Source organism: Acidimicrobiales bacterium, from assembly GCA_040219515.1.
Taxonomy (GTDB): Bacteria; Actinomycetota; Acidimicrobiia; order Acidimicrobiales; family Aldehydirespiratoraceae; genus JAJRXC01.
The window spans coordinates 40,541-57,643 of the sequence record JAVJSI010000014.1 but is presented as its reverse complement, the minus strand read 5'-3'; the positions used below and the strand labels follow the sequence as shown (position 1 = coordinate 57,643).

Sequence of the window (17,103 nt, the reverse complement as noted above, 5' to 3'; positions counted from 1 at the left end):
CCTGCGCTCAGCGTACGAACGGGAACTCGTGGCGTCGCAACGGGTCGTGGACGCCGAGCGTGACCCAGATGCCGCCGGTGTCGTCGAGCGCCTGATCGAGCACGAACTCGAGCGCCTCGGCGATGAACTCTGGGGGAGCGAGTTCGACCTCGGACCGGCGAACGTCGGGCGGGATCAACGGGGTGTCGGTGCCGGCCGGGCAGACCGCGCCGATCGTCACCCCCCGTTCGGCCAGCGAAGGAGCGAGCGCCCGGACGAGCGCGATGATCCCGGCCTTGGTCATGGAGTAGGCCGGGTCTCCCGGCCGGGGATCGAGACCCGACATCGACGCGGTCACGACCATCGACCCACCGTGGCGGGCCACCTCGTCGACCGTGGCGAGCACACCGAAGGCGACGCCGTCGAGGTTGACGCCACGGACCAGCTCGTAGCGTTCACGCATCCAGTCGATCGGATCGCCATCGTCGATGGCGGTCCCCCTGGGTCGCGACATCACCCCGGCGTTCAGCACGACGCGATCGAGTCGGCCGTGGTCGGCGACGATGCCGGCCACGGCCTGCGCCCATTCCTCGTGCGAGGCCACATCGAAACCCATGGCCACTCCGCCGATCTCGGCGGCCACGAGCGACGCGGCGGCCTCGTCGACATCGGCGACGACGACGCGGAACCCCCGAGCCGCCAACCGCGCACAGACGGCTCGGCCGATGCCGCCGGCGCCGCCGGTGACCAGGGCGACCAGTCCGTCTCGGTCGGTCTCGGTCAACGCGGCGTCTCCGGTCGGGCGGCGAGGATCTCGGCCGAGGGCACCACCACTCGGCTCCCCCGGTCGAAGGTCAGATAGTTCCACATCCAGTTCACGAGCACATTGGCGCGATTGCGGAAGCCGATCAACATCACGAGGTGCAGGCCGAGCCAGGCCGCCCACCCGAGCGGTCCGCCGAGGCGCCAACCGTTGGGCAGCTCGGCCACCGCGGCGTGACGCCCGATCGTCGCCATCGAGCCCTTGTCGCGGTACACGAACGGCCCGGGGTCGTCGGCCGTGCCGAGCGCAGCCGAGAGCACGGCGGCGACATGGCGACCGCCCTGCACCGCCACCGGCGCGACCTGGGGAAGGGCACGACCGTCGGCCGTCGGGCTCGCGGCGAGATCGCCGATGACGTAGACGCTGGGATGGCCGGGCACCGCCAGCGACTCGTCGACCACGATCCGCCCCGCGGGACCGGTCTCGAACGGTCCGTGCTCGCCGATCGGGTTGGCCCGCACGCCGGCGGCCCACACGAGCGTCTGGGTCGCCAGCTCCGTGCCGTCGGCGAAACGCACCGACGTCGCCGTCACCTCCTCGACCGCAGTGTGCGTCAGCACCTCCACGCCGAGTTGTTCGAGCGTTCGGCGCGCCCGCTGCGAGAGCGACGGGTGGAAGGTCCCGAGCACGCGGTCGGCTGCTTCGATCAGCACGATGCGGGCCATGGCCACATCGAGGGACGGGAAGTCACGGCGCAACACCCGATGGACGAGCTCGGCGAGTCCGCCCGCGAGTTCAACGCCGGTCGGCCCGCCGCCGACGATGGTGAACGTGAGCGCGCCGTCGCGTGCGAGTTCTGGCCGGGCATCGACCGCCTCGAAACGTTCGAGCACATGGGCCCGCACGGCGATTGCGTCGGCCGCGCTCTTCAATCCGAAAGCATGGTCGTCGACCCCCGTGACGCCGAACGTCGCCGTCACCGCCCCACAGGCCAACACCAGCGTTTCGTAGGCGAGTGTGGCCGCACCGTCGTCGAGTTCGACGAGCTTCTCGATCGGGTCGATCCCGGTGACCCGACCGAGCCGCACCCGAGCGTTTCGTTGGCGTTGGAACACGCCGCGCACCGGGTGGCACACGTCGTCCACGTCGAGCCCCGCCGTCGCCACCTGATAGAGCAACGGCTGGAACGTGTGGTGGTTGCGGGCGTCGACGATGGTGATGTCGACCGGGAGATCGGCCATTGCGCGGGCGGCTGCGAGCCCGCCGAAGCCGGCGCCCACCACGATGACCCGATGTCGTCGAGCGGCCATGTCCGCACCTCGTCTCGAGCATCCGGTGACGATCACCGGAGCTTGTGATCTACTTCACAAGCCTAGTCGTGGACGTCAGGGTTTCGAGCCGGTGGACGCCGGGCGGTCGTCGTCGGCCCCCCACTGCGACCACGAGCCCGGGTAGAGCCGCCCGTCGGGGAGGCCGGCGAGGCGGCGGCCCAGCAGGTCGGCGCAGGCGGTCACGCCGCTGCCGCAGTAGGCGATGACGTCCTCGCCATCGGCGTCGAGCGCCTCGTAGACCTCGAGGAGCCGGCGGGGCGACTTCCATCGGCCACCGTCGAGATTGTCGGCCACCGGGGCGTTGCGAGCACCGGGGATGTGGCCGGGTCGCGGGTCGACGGCGCCGCCGTCGGCGTAGCGCTCGGGGGCCCGCGCGTCGAGCACGACCGCACCCGCCGCCAGCGCGGCGGCCACGCCGTCGGCCGAGGCCCGCGCGTTCTCCGGCCACGGCCGCGGGGTGAACTGCGCGTCGTCGGCCTTCATGCGGGCCTTCGAGAGCTTTCCGTCCCAGGCCTGGATGCCACCGTCGAGTACGGCGACGTCGCGGCGCAGCACGTCGAGCATCCACCAGAGCCGGGCCGCGATGATGCCGCCGGCGTCGTCGTAGACGACAACGCGCGTGCGATCACCGATGCCGAGCCGGCCCATGGCCTCGCCGAACGCCAGCGGTGTCGGCAGCGGATGGCGACCGGCCCCCGCCGAAGCGGCGCCGGAGAGGTCGACATCGAGGTCGGCGAACACCGCACCGGGGATGTGGCCCTCGTCGTAGGCATCTCGTCGAGGGCCGTCGGCCAGCGTCCAGCGCACGTCGACGATCACCTGGCCCTCGTCGTGGAGGTGCTCGGCGAGCCACTCGGGACTGACGATCGGGCCGAAGTTCATGCAGTCAGTCAATCGCCCGCTGCTGCGCGCTCCACTCCCGGCATCAGCGCAGCGGGGCGAATTCGTAGCGCCAGATCGGTTCGTCGACGCTCATCGTGACCCACACCACGCCGGCATCGCCCACCGGCGAATCGAGAATCGTCTCCAGCGCGCCGGCGACATGGTCGGGCGGCGCGAACGAGTAGCCGGCCGCCCGGAAGTCGGGTGGCACCATCGAGGTGTCGACCCCTGCCGGGCACACCGTGCCGATCATGATGCCTCGGGCCGCGAGGGTGGAGCCGAGACTGCGGACCAACCCGATCACGCCGTGCTTCGTCATCGAGTACACCGGGTCCTCGGGTTGGGCGACGAGCCCGGCCATCGACGACGTCACACTGATGGCTCCGCCACCCCCGGCGGCCAGATGCGGAACGGTCGCCATCACCCCGTAGGCGACGCCGTCGAGGTTGACCGAACGCACGAGGTCGTAGCGTCGGGCCATCCACTCGAGCGGATCGTCACCCGCCATGTCGACGCCCTTGGGGCGACTCATCACTCCCGCGTTCAAGGCAACGAGATCCAGTCCACCGTGCTCGGCGACGAGATCGGCGACCGCGAGGTCCCATGCGGCCCGATCGGCGACGTCGAACGACGACGCGCTCCCGTCGACCGCCGCAGCCACTTCGGCGGCCCGGTCGAGGTCGACATCGGCCACGACCACGTGGGCGCCGCGAGCGGCCAGGCGCACGACCAGGGCCTCACCGATCCCGCCACCACCCCCGGTGACGAGCGCGATCTTCCCGTCCAGCCTGGTGTTGCTCATACCCATTCCCGTGTCAGAGACCGGATGTCTTGCGAATGGCGAAGTCGCGCAGACCGGTCGGCATCAGCGTGCCGGTGAGCACCTGGAGTTGGGCGTCGAGTCCGACCGGATAGCGGGCCTTCGGCGCCCGCGATTCGGCCACTTTCGCGATCACCTTGGCCACGGTCTCGGGTTCGGTCATGAACCGATCCAGACGACCGAACATCTCCTGGGATGCGGCATAGGCCTTCTCGTAACGAGAGCCACGGTGAGCCTCCAGGTCGACGAACTCCTCGGAGAGTTCGCTGCGAAACACCCCCGGCTCGATGAGCGAGACCGCGATGCCGTCGGCCGCCACCTCGAGGCGAAGGGCGTCGGATACGCCCTCGAGTGCGTGTTTCGCCCCCTGGTACCAGCCCATGAGCGGGAAACTCGCCCGGGCCGACAATGACGAGATCTGGATGATGCGGCCCCAACCCCGCTCCCGCATGTGGGGAAGTGACTGACGGGCGAGCCGGATGGGCGCCACCACCATGGTCTCGAGCAGGGCCCGGGCGTCGTCGTCCTCGACCTCCTCGACCGCCGAATAGAGCATGTAGCCCGCGTTGTTCACGAGCACGTCGGGTTTCACCGCCTCGATCAGAGCCGCTCCCGCCTCGGCGTCGGTGACGTCGAGGATCTCGACCTCGACATCGACGCTCTCGGCCCGGGCGGCCGACGTCACTTCCGCGGCCTTCGCGTCGGAACGCACGGTGCCCACCGAACGATGCCCACGGCGCGCCATCTCGATGACCGTGGCGAGCCCCAGTCCGCCATTGGCACCGGTGGTGAGAACCGTGCGGAGGGTCACGCCTCGCCCGCCACCGCGAGCAGCGCCTGGAGTTCCTCGGCGATGTCGTCGGCCAACTCGAAGGGTTTGTCGAGCATGTCGGCGCTGCTGAGAATGCCGATGTCCATCTGGTCCATGTAGCTCATGGCGCCGATGAACAGTCCGGCGCCGTCGTAGACGATGCCCATCGACTGGAACGCCTTGATCGGTGCGCCCTGGTTGTAGAGCGGCTCGCGCGGTCCCGGCACGTTGGAGATCACGACGTTGAACATCGGCGGGATTCGCTTGACCAGCTGGGTCTTGCCGTAGAACCGCGCGGCCAGCGCCATCATCGCCGGCGGTGGCACGTCGGCGAGGCTCATCATCATGTCGACTCCCATGGCCTCCTGCATCTCTTTGGATGCGCTGGTGCTCTCGTGGATCGCCTTCAGTCGGGCGCCGGGGTCGTCGAGGTCGGTGGCGAGCGATGCCGTCATGCCCGAGATCATGTTGCCGGTACCGCCCGATCCATCGGGGCGGGCACTCACGGGTATGGAGGCCACGAGCGAGTCGGTCGGCAGCTCGTCGCGGTCGGTGAGGTAGCGCTTGAGTGCGCCCGAGATCATCGCCACGTAGACGTCGTTGAGCTTCACCCCGAACGCGTTCTTCACCGTCTTCATCTCGCTCAGCGACACCGTCGTGTAGGACCACGCCCGCTTCTGCCCGACCGGCCCGTTGAACCGGGTGCGGGGGACCGCCTGAGGCATGGCCGCCCCGGTGCTGCGAATGACATGGGGCAGCCGCGGGATCATCGACACCATGTCCTTCGAGGCGCGCACGTGCGAGCGGGCGATCGCCGGCAACGAACTGAGCGCGATCGCGGCAGCCGACGGGAACTTCTCGGACCGCCATCCGTCGTCCTCGATGACATCGGGAGGACGCCAGTCGGGATCCGAGTCGAACATCATCTCCTGCATGCCGGCGCCGGCCATGCCGTCGATGCAGGCGTGGTGGATCTTCCAGAGCAGGGCGACGTGACCCTCGGCCAGCCCGTCGAGCACCCAGAGCTCCCAGAGCGGACGACGGCGGTCGAGACGATGCCGATAGATGTCCTCGGCGGTGGACGCCAGATCCTCGCGACCACCGGGCGACGGCACCGGCATCCGGCGAATGTGCCAGTCGAGATCGAACTCGGGGTCTTCGATCCAGTGCGGCGCCGTCAGCCCGAGTTGGGACTCGATGACCCGCCACCGCAGCGGCGGCAGCTGGTTGAGACGGCTGGCGAAAGAGCGCTTCAGCACATCGATGCTGAATCCGCCCGCGATCTCGGCCGGGTCGAAGATGGTGATGCAGGCCACGTGGGCCGGCCACTGCTTCGTCTCCGACGTCAGGAACGCAGTGTCCAGACCCGACAGCCGCTTCACGACGCCGCCCGCTCGCGCGTGACGCTCGCGTAGCCCGACGACCGCAGGGCCCGATCGATGAACGACCGCACCTCGCGCGACCACGCGAACGCGACGTGGGCGCCGCGATACCAGAGCACCGATGGCTGTTCCCAGTGCACCCACAGGCGATACGCCTCGCCGGGCGTTGCCATTCGGTCGGCCACACCGGCATAGACGAACCGGCGATCGTGGGGAACCAGCGGGTCGAGGGCCAGAGGCGACACGACCGAGTGGATGCGAGCCGCCCGCTCGCCCAGCAGCCGGTACTCGTCGGCCAGCACCCGGTCGTCCTCGGGGAGATGGCGGTTCATCACCCAGGAGAGGTCGACGGTCGGCACCCCGCTGATGACGCACCCGACACGCTCGTCGAGACCGGCCAGCAGGGCGGCGAGATAGCCACCCATCGAGACACCGTGGACGGCGACGGGTCCGGCGTCGGGATCGGTCGCCTCGATCCACGAGATGACCTGTCGCACGTCGGAGATGGCCTGGCTCACGGCGTGGACGTTGTTCAGATAGTCCATGGTCAGCGCGTCTTCGCCGCCGACCTCGGCCCGCGGACCGTGGCCCGGGAACACCGGCTGGATGACGTTGACACCGAGATCGCTGAACAGGTGACGGGCCCGCAGCGCAACGACGTCGCTCTCCTTGCCCATGCCGAACCCGTGGAGCTGCACGACCCACGGCCGCGGTGTGGGGTGGCGCAGCACATAGGCGTGCACCGTCTGGTTCGTGGTCACCGACATCCAGCGGGTGGTGCCGGGAAGCGGCACCGCGGGCGTGTAGCCACTCATGAACTGGAGGTGCTCGAAGCGCAGACCGCGATAGCGAGCCGGCGCGATCCGGGCTGTCGGCGCCTCCGGCCGAGGATGAAGAACCCGCGGGTCGTCGAGGGCTCCGGCCTTCTCCAGTGCCGCCAGCGCATCGGTGACCTCGTCGGAGATCCGAGCGAAATCGTCGTCGGACGCCGACAGTCGGGTGGTGGCCATGAAGGCCAGCACGAGTTCGTCGGCCCACACCCCGAACGCAGTGCTCCACGTCGGGATGCGTGTCGGGATCTCGGGCCGTTCACGGTCGCCGCCCCGTAGGCCTCTCGTGGCCGAACGCAGCAGGAAGCGCGATGCCCGCGGCCCGGCGGCCAGGATCTCGAATGGGGAGATACCCGACGTACGACTGAGGAGGTAGCCACCGGCAGCAGTGTCGAGCGGGCCCCTTCGCGGTTCGGCCTCGGCCTCGCGATCAGCCGGTGAAACCACCGGATCAGCCACTGATGGTGTCCTCTCTTCGACCCCATTCAGCGTACCGGGTGCGGCCCGATCCGTCAGGCGGTCAGCCGATAGGCGAGCCGGCACGGCTCCTCGCTCCTCGCCACGCCGCCGATCTGTCCTCGTCGGGGCCGCGGGTCGAGATCGCGCAGCTCGAGGTCGTACGTGCCCACCAACGCGACCAGCGTGTCGACGATCACCCGCAGCGAGAACGGTTGGGCCGGGCACGTGTGCGCACCGTGCCCGAACGTGGTGACCAACTCGCGGGCGGCCAGGTCCGCGTGGTCACCGAGGCGTCGACCGTTCCACCGCTGCGGGTCATGGGTCGCCAGGCCGGCCGCCGAGGTGGTGTTGGTCAACGGCAAGAGGGTGGCCAGCGTGATGCCGGGCTCGAGGTCGTGCACCGTACCGTCGACCTCGATCCTGGTCGGCCGCAGGACCTCGCGCAGCATGATCGACCGTTGCGCCAGGCGGATCGACTCCAACGCCGCGCGGGTGGCGAGATCTCGGTCGCCGTCGCGGACTCGTTCGACGAGGTCCGGACGGGTCACCAGATCGACGATCGACCAGCCGACGGCGGCGAAGAGGTTCGACATCGAGCCGAGGTGCACCAGCGCAACGTCGTGGGCGATGCCCTGGACCCTTTGCGGCGCGTCCACCCAGCGCCCGACGATGGTGCCGAACATGCCGTCGGTGGGCGCGGCGTCGTAGTCGGCGACGATCGGCTCGTAGATCGACGCAATCGTCTCGAGCGCAGCGCGCTCCGCTGCATGGTCGTTGGCGGCGATCGCCGCCATGGCTTCGGGGGTCACGAACGCGGCCGACGCGTCCAGCTCGTCGAGCGCCTCGACGAGCGGTTGGAAGCGGGGTTCCGCGGCCGCGCCCGGCCCGCCCCAGCTGGCCAGCCCGAAACGGTGGCCCAGCCGTCGGGTGAAGTCGAACACCTCGACCTCCCCCTGTTCCCCGAGTAGCGCCAGCTCCGTCGCGAGCGCGGCCGTCACCTCGTCCGCGAAGGCTGCAGCCAACTCGCGGGTGAACATCTCGTGGGGGATCGTCCGGCGATCCAGGAACAGGTCGGCCGGCACCTTTCTCGACAACATCCGCATGTCGGCGATGCCCTTGCTCGCCACCGATTCCTCGATCTCGTAGAAGGCCCGCACCCCGGCCGGCGAGAAAAGGAACAGGTAGGTCATCCCACCGCTCACCATGGTGAAGGTGTCGCCCAGGGCCGCCCGGTCCGCCGCGATCGCGCCGACCGGGTCGGGTACGGCCGCGTCCCATGGCATCACCGCAGCTCCCCGCGGTGCACCGTCAGCGGCCACGATCAGAAGGGCCGGTCGCCGATGACGGTGACGCGCTCCATGATCCGGTGGGCGGGGAGGAAGTCGGTGCTGGCCGCGTGCTGCACGGCCCGGTTGTCCCACATCACGAACGTGTCGGGTCGCCAGCGCACCCGGATCTGGATCGAGGGATCCATCATCTGGCGCTCGAGTCGACGAAGGGTCCGGGTCGACTCGTCGGCGTCCATCCCGTCGATGTGGGAGGTGAACCCGATGTTCGTGTAGATCCCCCGGGCGCCCGTCTCCGGGTGGGTGCGGATCACCGGATGCCGTTGCGGCGGATACTTCTCGCGCATCGCCGCCTGCTCCTCGGGCGCCACCCGGGCGCCGAACACCCTGGCGTAGTCGTGGATCGCGTAGGCGTCGTCGACGGTGTCCCTGAGATCCTGCGGCATCCGCTCGTAGGCCGCGGTCGCGTCGGCGAAGCACGTGTCGCCGCCGACGGCAGGGACGACCCGGCCCCGCAGGATCGACCCCATCGACGGCTCGGCCCGCCAGGTGACATCGGAATGCCATCCGGCGGCGACGAAGGTCTTGCCGCTGTCGCCGCCCGCCTCGAGCTTCACGATCTCGGGGTAGCCGTCGATGCCTTCGGTGAACGGATGCACCTCGAGCTCACCGAACAACCGACCGAAGGCGATGTGTTCGTCGATGGTGACCGCCTGGTCGCGCAGGACCAGGACCTTGTGGTCGAGCCACGCCTTGCGAAGCTCGTCGCGTGTCGAATCATCGACGTCGGCCATGTCGATGCCGCCGACCTCGGCACCGAAGTAGCCGTTGAGTTTCGTGACCTCGATCGTCATCGCGCTCCCCTTTCGCTCCCAACAGTGACACGATCAGAGAGTGAGCGCGCCACTGCTACGAACAGAGCGAACGATTCTGCTCCCGCTGAGCACGGCCGACCTCGACGAGGTCGGTGCCCTCTACGCCGACCCGGCGGTGATGGAATACGTCGACGGCGGGGTGCGCACCCGCGACCAGACCAAGTCCGCGCTCGCCGCCAACGAGCGGTGCTGGCGGGCCGAAGGCTGGGGACTGTGGTCCATCCGCGAGGCCGAGACCGGCGCGTTGATCGGCGAGTCCGGACTGCAGCGCCTCTTCGACGTCGAGGGTGCGACTGTCGACTTCGGGTTCACCCTCACGCGCCGGTTCTGGCGCGACGGCTACGCCACCGAGGCCGGCCACGCCATCCTCCTCGACCTCTGGGACCGCTTCCCCGGCGATCTCGTCCACGCCGTCGCGCATCCAGAGAACACGGGCAGCGAGGCGACGCTCCACAAGCTCGGGTTCCGCCTGGCCGAGGAGCGACTCGTCCACGGTCAGACCATGAACCTCTGGGAGATCCAGCGAACTCGCTGACGCCGCTCGCACGCGACGCCGGGCGCTAGGTTGGCGGGCGATGTCCTGGTGGCTGTGGACCCTTCTCGCGCTGGCGGGCCTGCTCGTCGTCATTGCGATCCACGACCTGACGCAGACCCGTCACGCGATCCTCCGCAACTTTCCGGTGGTCGGCCACTTCCGCTACCTCCTCGAACGGCTGGGACCCGAACTCCGGCAGTACATCGTCACCGACAACGACGAGGAACGGCCCTTCAGCCGGGATCAGCGTCGGTGGGTCTACTCGAACGCCAAAGGGGAGAACTCCTACTTCGGCTTCGGCACCGACAACCGACTCGACGCGCCCGGCTACCCGATCTTTCGCCACGCGCCGTTTCCTCTCGGTGACGACGAGACCGGGGCCGGCGTCGCCCACCGGGAACCGCTGAGCGACCTCGCCTCGGCCAAGGTCATCGGCGAGCGCAATGGTCGACCCGGCGCGTTCCGACCGGCCTCGATCATCAACATCTCGGCGATGAGCTTCGGCTCCCTCTCCGGCCCGGCCGTCGAGGCGCTCAACCGTGGTGCGTCGCTGGCGGGTTGCCTCCACAACACCGGCGAGGGGGGCATCAGCAGCCATCACCGGTGCGGCGGTGATCTCGTCTTCCAGATCGGCACCGGTCTCTTCGGCGCCCGCGATGCGGATGGTCGCTTCTCGATCGATGCGTTGCTCGAGTCCATGGCCGACACCCAGGTGAAGGCCATCGAGGTGAAGCTGAGTCAGGGCGCCAAGCCCGGCCTCGGTGGTGTGCTCCCCGCACCGAAGGTGACCAGGGAGATCGCCGCGGCTCGCGGTGTGCCGGTGGGTGTGACCGTCCACAGTCCGAGCCGACACGTGGACTTCAACGACATCGCCGGTCTCATCGACTTCGTCGAGCGCATCGCCGACGCCACTGGCGTGCCCGTCGGGGTCAAGAGCGCCGTCGGCGACCCGCGGTTCTGGGACGAGTTGGCAGCCGAGATGGCGACGAAGGACCGCGGGCCCGACTTCGTCACCGTCGACGGCGGCGAAGGGGGTACCGGTGCCGCGCCGCTCGTGTTCTCCGACCACGTGGCCCTGCCGTTTCGCGACGCCTTCCCCGTCGTGTTCGATGCGTTCGCCCGTCGCGACCTGCACCACGACGTGACCTTCATCGGTGCAGGAAAGCTCGGGTTCGTACCCGACGCCGCAATCGCGATGGCGATGGGGGTCGATCTGATCAACGTCGGCCGCGAAGCGATGCTGGCGGTCGGCTGCATCCAGGCCCAGAAGTGTCACACCGGCCACTGCCCGACCGGCGTGGCCACCCAGTCACCGCGCCTCACCCGCGGCCTCGACCCCACCGACAAGTCCGTCCGTGCCGCGGGCTACATCCGATCATTCCGCCACGACCTTCGCGCCCTGTGTCACGCGATGGGGGTCCTGCACCCGAGCCTGATCCGGCTCGACCAGATCGCCATCCGCGGTGCCGACGGCCATCTCGTGGACGCCGGCGAGGCCCTCCGTCTGGACACCCGCTGGTACGACGACGATCGCCGCAATCGGCTCGCCGCGACGCTCGCCGACTGAGCGGCTGTCAGCTCCAGCCCTCGGGGTCGGCCGCGAAGCCGCCGGATTCGATCGAGGTGTAGGCCGGGTCGGGCGTGACGAAGTCGTCGACCGACGGCCACAGGCCCGCCTCGACCGCGACCGCCGCGGTGGCGTAGCCGCCACTGCCCCATTGCACGTAGGACAGCAGCGCATCAGCCGACGCGGTGTCGGTGCCGCTGTGCACGGACACCTCACCGCCGGCGACATTGAGACCCCCGACCGTTTCGGCCGGCACCTGGAGGGCCTCGCCGGCGCCGAGGGTCTCGGCGACATCGGCCAGATCCACGCAAACGGTGGACTGGCAGACATTGACGCCGGCGAGGGAGACGCTCTCGGCCCCCGTGTTCACGATCTCGATGAAGCCCGCCGCAGTCTCGTCACCGAACTCCACGATGTTGAGCTGGATCACGTCGAGTGCCTCACCGCTCTCGGGGATCGGCGCGGTGGTCGACGGCAGTGTGGTGGAGGACGAGGTGTCATCGGTGGTCTCGCCACCCGCGCCGTCGCCGCTGCCCGCATCCCCGGAATCGTCGCCGCAGGCGGCCGCGAACAGCGCCAACAGGGCGAGCACAACGAGCAGGAACGGACGTGAACGACGCTCGGGCGGGCGGGCGGGCGTGGGGGAACGGTGCACGGCAGAAACCTCCAGGGATGGTTCGGCACAACGGTAGTCGGGGGATCGGACGCCGAGTGCGCAGCGATGGACGCGAGATCGGGCCTCTCCGGAGAGAGACCCGATGTCACGAGAAACCGGTGGAGGCCGCCGCGCCCCACACCGGCGTTCCCGGATCGCCGCCCCGGAACGAATTTCATTGTGTCGGAATCGAACACAACGAGATGTCACCGAGGCGACGCAGCGGACGTCAGGGTGCTGACACAAGCCAGCGGGTCGTCCAGGGGGCCAGCTCCACGACCGCGCGCACCGCCCGGCCGTCACTACGGTCGCACCAACCGTCACCGGCGGAGACCGACTGGGTTTCACCCGAGAGGTTGACGAGCACGAGGGCGGCGTCGTCACCGGCGGACCGATGCACGCCGACCACGCCGTCGGGTGAGTCGATCAACCGTTGCCCGGCCTCGGGATGAAACGCTGGCGACGCGCCGCGCCACGCCAACATCTCGCGCAGTCTCGGCCAGACGATGCCGCCGACCGGGTCGGTTTCCCGCCGTTCGCGAAACGCCGCCGGCGAGTCGAACCGGCCGCGGTTGAGATCTCTCGGCACCCCGCTGCCCTCGAACCGGGTCCGGTCGTTGACCGAGGCAACGAGGGAGTGCACGTAGACCAACGGGACACCGGCGAGCGCGAACGCCAGCGAGTGCGAGGCCACCATCCGGTCGGCGATCTGCTCCGTGCTGAACGGTCCGCCCTCACCCACCTCGCACAGCGATCGCCACGTCGCCGCCAGTTCGTAGGGCTCGTTGCCCGCAACGGTGGCCGCTTCGTTCACCACGCCGCCGGCCTCGACACAGCGAGCCGCAAGGTCTGCGATCTGTTCGGCGGACAACCAGCCCTTGGCCGGGCGCACGCCCACGCCGTCGTGGCTCGCCAGGAAGTTCAGCGCGCTGGTGCGCGGCCGCGCCTCGATGCCGGCGGCCCACCGCATCAGCGGGCCGGCGTCGCCGGTGTGCAGCGCGTGCAGGATCAGGGGTGCCAGGGTGAACTGATAGATGGCGTGGGCCTCGGGGCGGGCCTCGCTGCCGAGGTAGCCGACGTTGTCGGCGTGGGGCACGTTCGTCTCCGTGATGAGCACCACCCCGGGGTCGATCTCATCGAGGCAGGATCGCAACAACGCCACCACCGTGTGCGCCCCAGGAAGGTGGATCGAGCTCGTCGCCGGGTCCTTGCCGATGTAGGCGACCGCGTCGAGGCGCACGGCCGAGGCTCCGGCGACCACCAGGCGGAACACGGCGGCGAACACGGCGAGCAGCACGTCGGGCGATCGATAGTCGAGGTCGACCTGGTCGGCGCTGAAGGTGGTCCAGTAGTCGGCGGCGGTGCCATCGGCGCGGGAGAAAACGGTCACCGGTGGACCGGGGCGCGGCCGGGTCACCGAGGTGAGATCGGTGCCGGGTGCCACCACGCGGAAGAAGTCGGCGACGTCGGGATCTCCGGCCAGATGGGCACGGAACCACACGCCCTCGGCCGAGACATGGTTGATGACGGCATCGGCCATCAACCGTGTGTCGGTGGCGAGTGCACTGACGTCGTCCCACGATCCGACCGCGGGGTCGACCATGGCGTAGTCCTGCACACTGAAACCACCGTCGCTCGACGAGGGGTGGAACGGCAGAACGTGCACGCCGTTGATCTCCGGCGCCAGTTCCCGCGCGACCTCTCGCACCCCACGCAGTCCGGACGAGCCGAACTGGTCGGGATAGCAGATGAGCCACGCGTCACGCTCGGACCACCTGGGTAGCCGCGGCGACCGCGTCGCCGCGGCGACCATGACATCGAGTCGATCGGCGATGCCGGCGGCAGCCGCGCCGTAGAGCTCGGCGAGGAGCTCGCGACGACTCAGCTCTCGACCTCGCCGGGATCCACGGGCTCCGGTAATTCGGTGTCGGTGAAGGAACGGCTGAGCGCGAGGAGTTCGTCGATGCGGGCGAGCGCCTCGGCCGACGCGACTCGATCGGGCGGGTCCTGCGCCAGGGCGTCGTTGGACTGCCGCCAGAGCTCGTCGATCTCCACGATCAGGTCCTCGAGCGTCTCGGGCTGACCGTCGTCGGTCGGCGGATCCACCGGCTCCACCGGCTCCACGGGATCCACCGGCTCCACCGGATCGACCGGCTCGTCCGGCTCGACCGGATCGGGCTGGACGATGCCACCGGCGGTGCGATCGAGGATGTCGCCGAACTCTTCGCCGGGGAACAGATTGGACAGGGCTTCCGCCAGCGTCGAGCCGATGGCGAGCTGTTCGCCTTCGCCGACCGACACGATCACCTTCTCGAGTGTCGGCACACTGGTGCCGTCGGCGGCCACGTAGAGCGACCGCACCCACAGAATCGCATTGTCGATGGGCAGCAACAACACGTCGCTGAACTCGACCTTCGAGCCGGTGTCGTTGAGCAGGGTGAGGAGCTGGGCGATCTCCTCGTTCTGGGCGATGCTCGTGGCCACGAGCACGGGACCTGGTGCCGCCGCGCTGTTCATCTCGTAGCTGACGAGGCGCGACGACCCGTCGGATCTCGTCTCGCCGATCATGAACGCCTCGAGCTCCTTGCGTTCATCGGCCTCGTCGAAGGGCACGAACGTGCGGAGGTTGACGAAGGACACCTCGTCCTCGCCGGGAAGCTGCATCAGCGAGTAGTAGGGCTTGACACGACGTTCGCTGGTGGTCTGGACCCCGAACTCATCGGTGTTGGTCTCCTCGGTGCCACCGGCGCGGACGGTACGTCCGGGATCCTGGGCGACGTCCCACGCAAGCTGATTGATGATCAGCGCCGCGGGATCCTCGACCTGGTAGCGGGCGAACATGTTGGTCTGCACTCGGAACAGGTCCTGCGGGTAGCGAAGGTGGTCTCGCAGTTCGGTCGGCATCTCGTCGAAGTCGGAGAACAGATCGGGGAACGCGTCCTGCCAGGCCCTGATGATGGGGTCGTCGACCGGCATCACGTAGAACCGAACCGTGCCGTCGTAGGCATCGACCACGGCCTTCACCGAGTTGCGGACGTAGTTGAACGATGTGCCGGACAGACCGCCTTCGCTGATACGGCCGTTCTCGCTCTCCTGGCTGTAGGGGAAGCGGTCGGTGGTGGTGTACGCGTCGATCACGTAGTGGATGCCGCCGTCGACGATGACGGGGTAGGCGTCGGCGTCGAAGTCGAGGAACGGGGCCAGCGCCGCGACTCGATTGTGGACATCACGGTTGTAGATGATGCGGGTGTCACCGTCGACGAAGTTCGAGATGAGCGGATCGATCTGCTGAAAGCGCAGCGCGAATGCTGCCTTGCGGAGGAACGAGCCCATCTCGACGCCACCGACGCCGTCGTATTCGAACGGCACATCGGCACCGGTCTGGCTGTCGACGTAGTCCGTTTCCTGGACGGTCGTGTCGACCAGCGCGTAGCCGCCGAGATCCTCGCCGTGATAGATCTGCGGCTGCTCGATCGTGACCGCCAACGAGTCATCCACCGCCGTCGGCAGGCTCGACACGATGAAGTCGGGACTCCCCGAACTGGTGGGCGTGTTGGCCGTCGCCATGGCCAGGCCGTAGCCGTGGGTGAGACGAACGTGCTCGCGTTCCCAACTCAGGTTTTCGTCGAGACTGAGCTCTCGAGCACCGAGTACGACCTGACGCAACTCGCCGTCGACCATGTAGCGGTCGGTGTCGAGAGAGATGCCGACCTCGGGATCACTCGGGTCGGTGTCGACGCCGACGAAACGGTAGAAGTCGCGCTCGGTCTGTTCGCGCTCGAACGTGGGGTGTACGGCGACCGGATCCAGGAGACGGGCGTTGGCCACCGTCGCCTGGGCGTTGCGGATCTGGTCGGCCGTGAGTTCGTCGGTGTAGTCGAACTCCTGCACCTGCACGGCGTCGAGTCCGAAGGCGAACGTCGTGGCTTCGATGTTGCGGGCCACGAACTCGGCCTCGCGGGCGGTCTCGTTGGGCTCGACCTGGAACCGCTGCACGAACGTCGGATAGATCCCGCCGACGACGATGGCGGTGAATGCCCAGAGGCCCACGGCCAGTACCGGCATGGTCCAGCCCCGGAGCCGCAGGTTGATCACGAGGAGCACGACCGCCGACAAGGAGATGGCGATCAACAGGTAGATGGCCGGGAGCTGTGCGTTGACATCGGTGTAGAGCGCGCCATCGACGACGCCACGATCGGACACGGTGAGTTCGTAGCGGTCGAGCCAGTAGTCGGCGGCCTTGATGAGGGCGAGGACGGCGAGGATGACCGACAGGTGCACCTTCACGGCGGGCGTGGCCCGGCTGCCGGCCACCGCAGTGACCCGGATCGACCCGTTCAGGTAGTGGCTGATCGCAGTGAGGATGAAGATGATGACGAAGCTGGCGAAGGCCCACCCGACCACGAAGCTCAGGAACGGCAGCTGGAAGACGTAGAAACCGATGTCGACACCGAACTGTTCGTCGTCGATGCCGAAGTCCTGCCGGTTGGTGAAGAGCAGCCACTCCTCCCAATGGCTCGAGACGCCGGCCGACGCGACCAGCGCGAACACGGCAGCGACCCCGGTGCGCAGGAGTCCTTTCCTACCGGACACGATGTCGTGGTAGCGGGCCAGCAGTTCTTCCTCGGGACCGGCGGGGCGGAACGTGGGGGCCGCTCGGTCGGTGAGGAACAGGTTGAGCCACATGAAGACGAAGAACAGGCCACCGAAGATCGCGGTGAGCGCCACCTTCGCACCCAGGACCTGACGCCACAGCGACGCGCGACCGAGCGAGTCGAACCAGAGGTAGTCGGTGTAGAAGCCGGCGATACCCGACAGCGAGGCGGCCAGGAACAGCAGCGCGACGACGACCACCACGCCCACCACCCGGGCGCGACCGCTCAGACGGCTGGTTTCGCGGCGGGGCAGGTCATCGGCGGCGCGCATCG

General features: G+C 68.7%; 14 protein-coding genes. 2 read left to right on the top strand and 12 right to left on the bottom strand.

Features of this window, described 5'->3' with window-relative positions:
* Positions 1-7 precede the first annotated feature (7 nt).
* The 9 genes from RIB98_13595 to RIB98_13555 form a co-directional block, all read right to left on the bottom strand.
* Positions 8-763: an SDR family NAD(P)-dependent oxidoreductase gene (locus tag RIB98_13595; protein MEQ8842010.1), complete on the bottom strand. Its 756-nt coding sequence runs from the start codon at positions 761-763 to the stop codon at positions 8-10.
* On the bottom strand, positions 760-2,052 hold the full coding sequence (locus RIB98_13590; protein MEQ8842009.1) for an NAD(P)/FAD-dependent oxidoreductase: 1,293 nt from the start codon (positions 2,050-2,052) through the stop codon (positions 760-762). Before RIB98_13590 ends, RIB98_13595 begins: the two co-directional genes overlap by 4 nt.
* Positions 2,053-2,127: 75 nt before the next feature.
* Entirely contained in the window at positions 2,128-2,955 is an 828-nt protein-coding gene (locus RIB98_13585) for a sulfurtransferase (GenBank protein ID MEQ8842008.1), read from the bottom strand.
* A gap of 43 nt (positions 2,956-2,998) precedes the next feature.
* Positions 2,999-3,757, bottom strand: coding sequence for an SDR family NAD(P)-dependent oxidoreductase (locus RIB98_13580; protein MEQ8842007.1), 759 nt, complete (start codon positions 3,755-3,757; stop codon positions 2,999-3,001).
* A 13-nt stretch (positions 3,758-3,770) separates the two neighbouring features.
* On the bottom strand, positions 3,771-4,586 hold the full coding sequence (locus RIB98_13575; GenBank protein MEQ8842006.1) for an SDR family oxidoreductase: 816 nt from the start codon (positions 4,584-4,586) through the stop codon (positions 3,771-3,773).
* Entirely contained in the window at positions 4,583-5,968 is a 1,386-nt protein-coding gene (locus tag RIB98_13570) for a wax ester/triacylglycerol synthase family O-acyltransferase (GenBank protein ID MEQ8842005.1), read from the bottom strand. Before RIB98_13570 ends, RIB98_13575 begins: the two co-directional genes overlap by 4 nt.
* Positions 5,965-7,257, bottom strand: a complete 1,293-nt coding sequence (locus RIB98_13565; protein MEQ8842004.1) for an alpha/beta fold hydrolase — start codon at positions 7,255-7,257, stop codon at positions 5,965-5,967. The genes RIB98_13570 and RIB98_13565 overlap by 4 nt, the downstream gene beginning before the upstream one ends.
* Before the next feature lie 53 nt (positions 7,258-7,310).
* Positions 7,311-8,540, bottom strand: a complete 1,230-nt coding sequence (locus RIB98_13560; GenBank protein MEQ8842003.1) for a hypothetical protein — start codon at positions 8,538-8,540, stop codon at positions 7,311-7,313.
* A gap of 38 nt (positions 8,541-8,578) precedes the next feature.
* The gene (locus tag RIB98_13555; protein MEQ8842002.1) at positions 8,579-9,397 is read right to left on the bottom strand and encodes a TauD/TfdA family dioxygenase; all 819 of its coding nucleotides are present in this window, start codon (positions 9,395-9,397) and stop codon (positions 8,579-8,581) included.
* A 40-nt stretch (positions 9,398-9,437) separates the two neighbouring features.
* On the opposite strand from RIB98_13555, the gene RIB98_13550 reads away from it, so the two are divergent.
* Together RIB98_13550 and RIB98_13545 are read left to right on the top strand one after the other, a co-directional pair.
* Positions 9,438-9,953 (top strand): GNAT family N-acetyltransferase, encoded by a 516-nt coding sequence (locus tag RIB98_13550; protein MEQ8842001.1) that lies wholly within the window; start codon positions 9,438-9,440, stop codon positions 9,951-9,953.
* 40 nt (positions 9,954-9,993) lie between these two features.
* A complete protein-coding gene (locus RIB98_13545) occupies positions 9,994-11,520 on the top strand; it encodes an FMN-binding glutamate synthase family protein (GenBank protein ID MEQ8842000.1) in 1,527 nt (508 codons plus the stop codon).
* Between the two features lie 7 nt (positions 11,521-11,527).
* Here the strand turns inward: RIB98_13545 and RIB98_13540 are convergent, their stop codons facing one another.
* From RIB98_13540 to RIB98_13530, 3 genes are all read right to left on the bottom strand, one after another.
* On the bottom strand, positions 11,528-12,175 hold the full coding sequence (locus RIB98_13540; GenBank protein ID MEQ8841999.1) for a hypothetical protein: 648 nt from the start codon (positions 12,173-12,175) through the stop codon (positions 11,528-11,530).
* A 229-nt stretch (positions 12,176-12,404) separates the two neighbouring features.
* Positions 12,405-13,988, bottom strand: a complete 1,584-nt coding sequence (locus tag RIB98_13535) for an alpha-amylase family glycosyl hydrolase (protein MEQ8841998.1) — start codon at positions 13,986-13,988, stop codon at positions 12,405-12,407.
* Between the two features lie 68 nt (positions 13,989-14,056).
* Positions 14,057-17,101, bottom strand: a complete 3,045-nt coding sequence (locus tag RIB98_13530) for a UPF0182 family protein (GenBank protein MEQ8841997.1) — start codon at positions 17,099-17,101, stop codon at positions 14,057-14,059.
* Between the last annotated feature and the right edge of the window lie 2 nt (positions 17,102-17,103).

Coding starts and splice junctions, on each gene's coding strand:
- RIB98_13590 (MEQ8842009.1), bottom strand. CDS start 2,052: ATGGCCGCTCGACGACATCGGGTCATCGTGGTGGGCGCCGGCTTCGGC.
- RIB98_13585 (MEQ8842008.1), bottom strand. CDS start 2,955: ATGAACTTCGGCCCGATCGTCAGTCCCGAGTGGCTCGCCGAGCACCTC.
- RIB98_13580 (MEQ8842007.1), bottom strand. CDS start 3,757: ATGAGCAACACCAGGCTGGACGGGAAGATCGCGCTCGTCACCGGGGGT.
- RIB98_13560 (MEQ8842003.1), bottom strand. CDS start 8,540: ATGCCATGGGACGCGGCCGTACCCGACCCGGTCGGCGCGATCGCGGCG.
- RIB98_13555 (MEQ8842002.1), bottom strand. CDS start 9,397: ATGACGATCGAGGTCACGAAACTCAACGGCTACTTCGGTGCCGAGGTC.
- RIB98_13545 (MEQ8842000.1), top strand. CDS start 9,994: ATGTCCTGGTGGCTGTGGACCCTTCTCGCGCTGGCGGGCCTGCTCGTC.
- RIB98_13535 (MEQ8841998.1), bottom strand. CDS start 13,988: ATGGTCGCCGCGGCGACGCGGTCGCCGCGGCTACCCAGGTGGTCCGAG.
- RIB98_13530 (MEQ8841997.1), bottom strand. CDS start 17,101: ATGCGCGCCGCCGATGACCTGCCCCGCCGCGAAACCAGCCGTCTGAGC.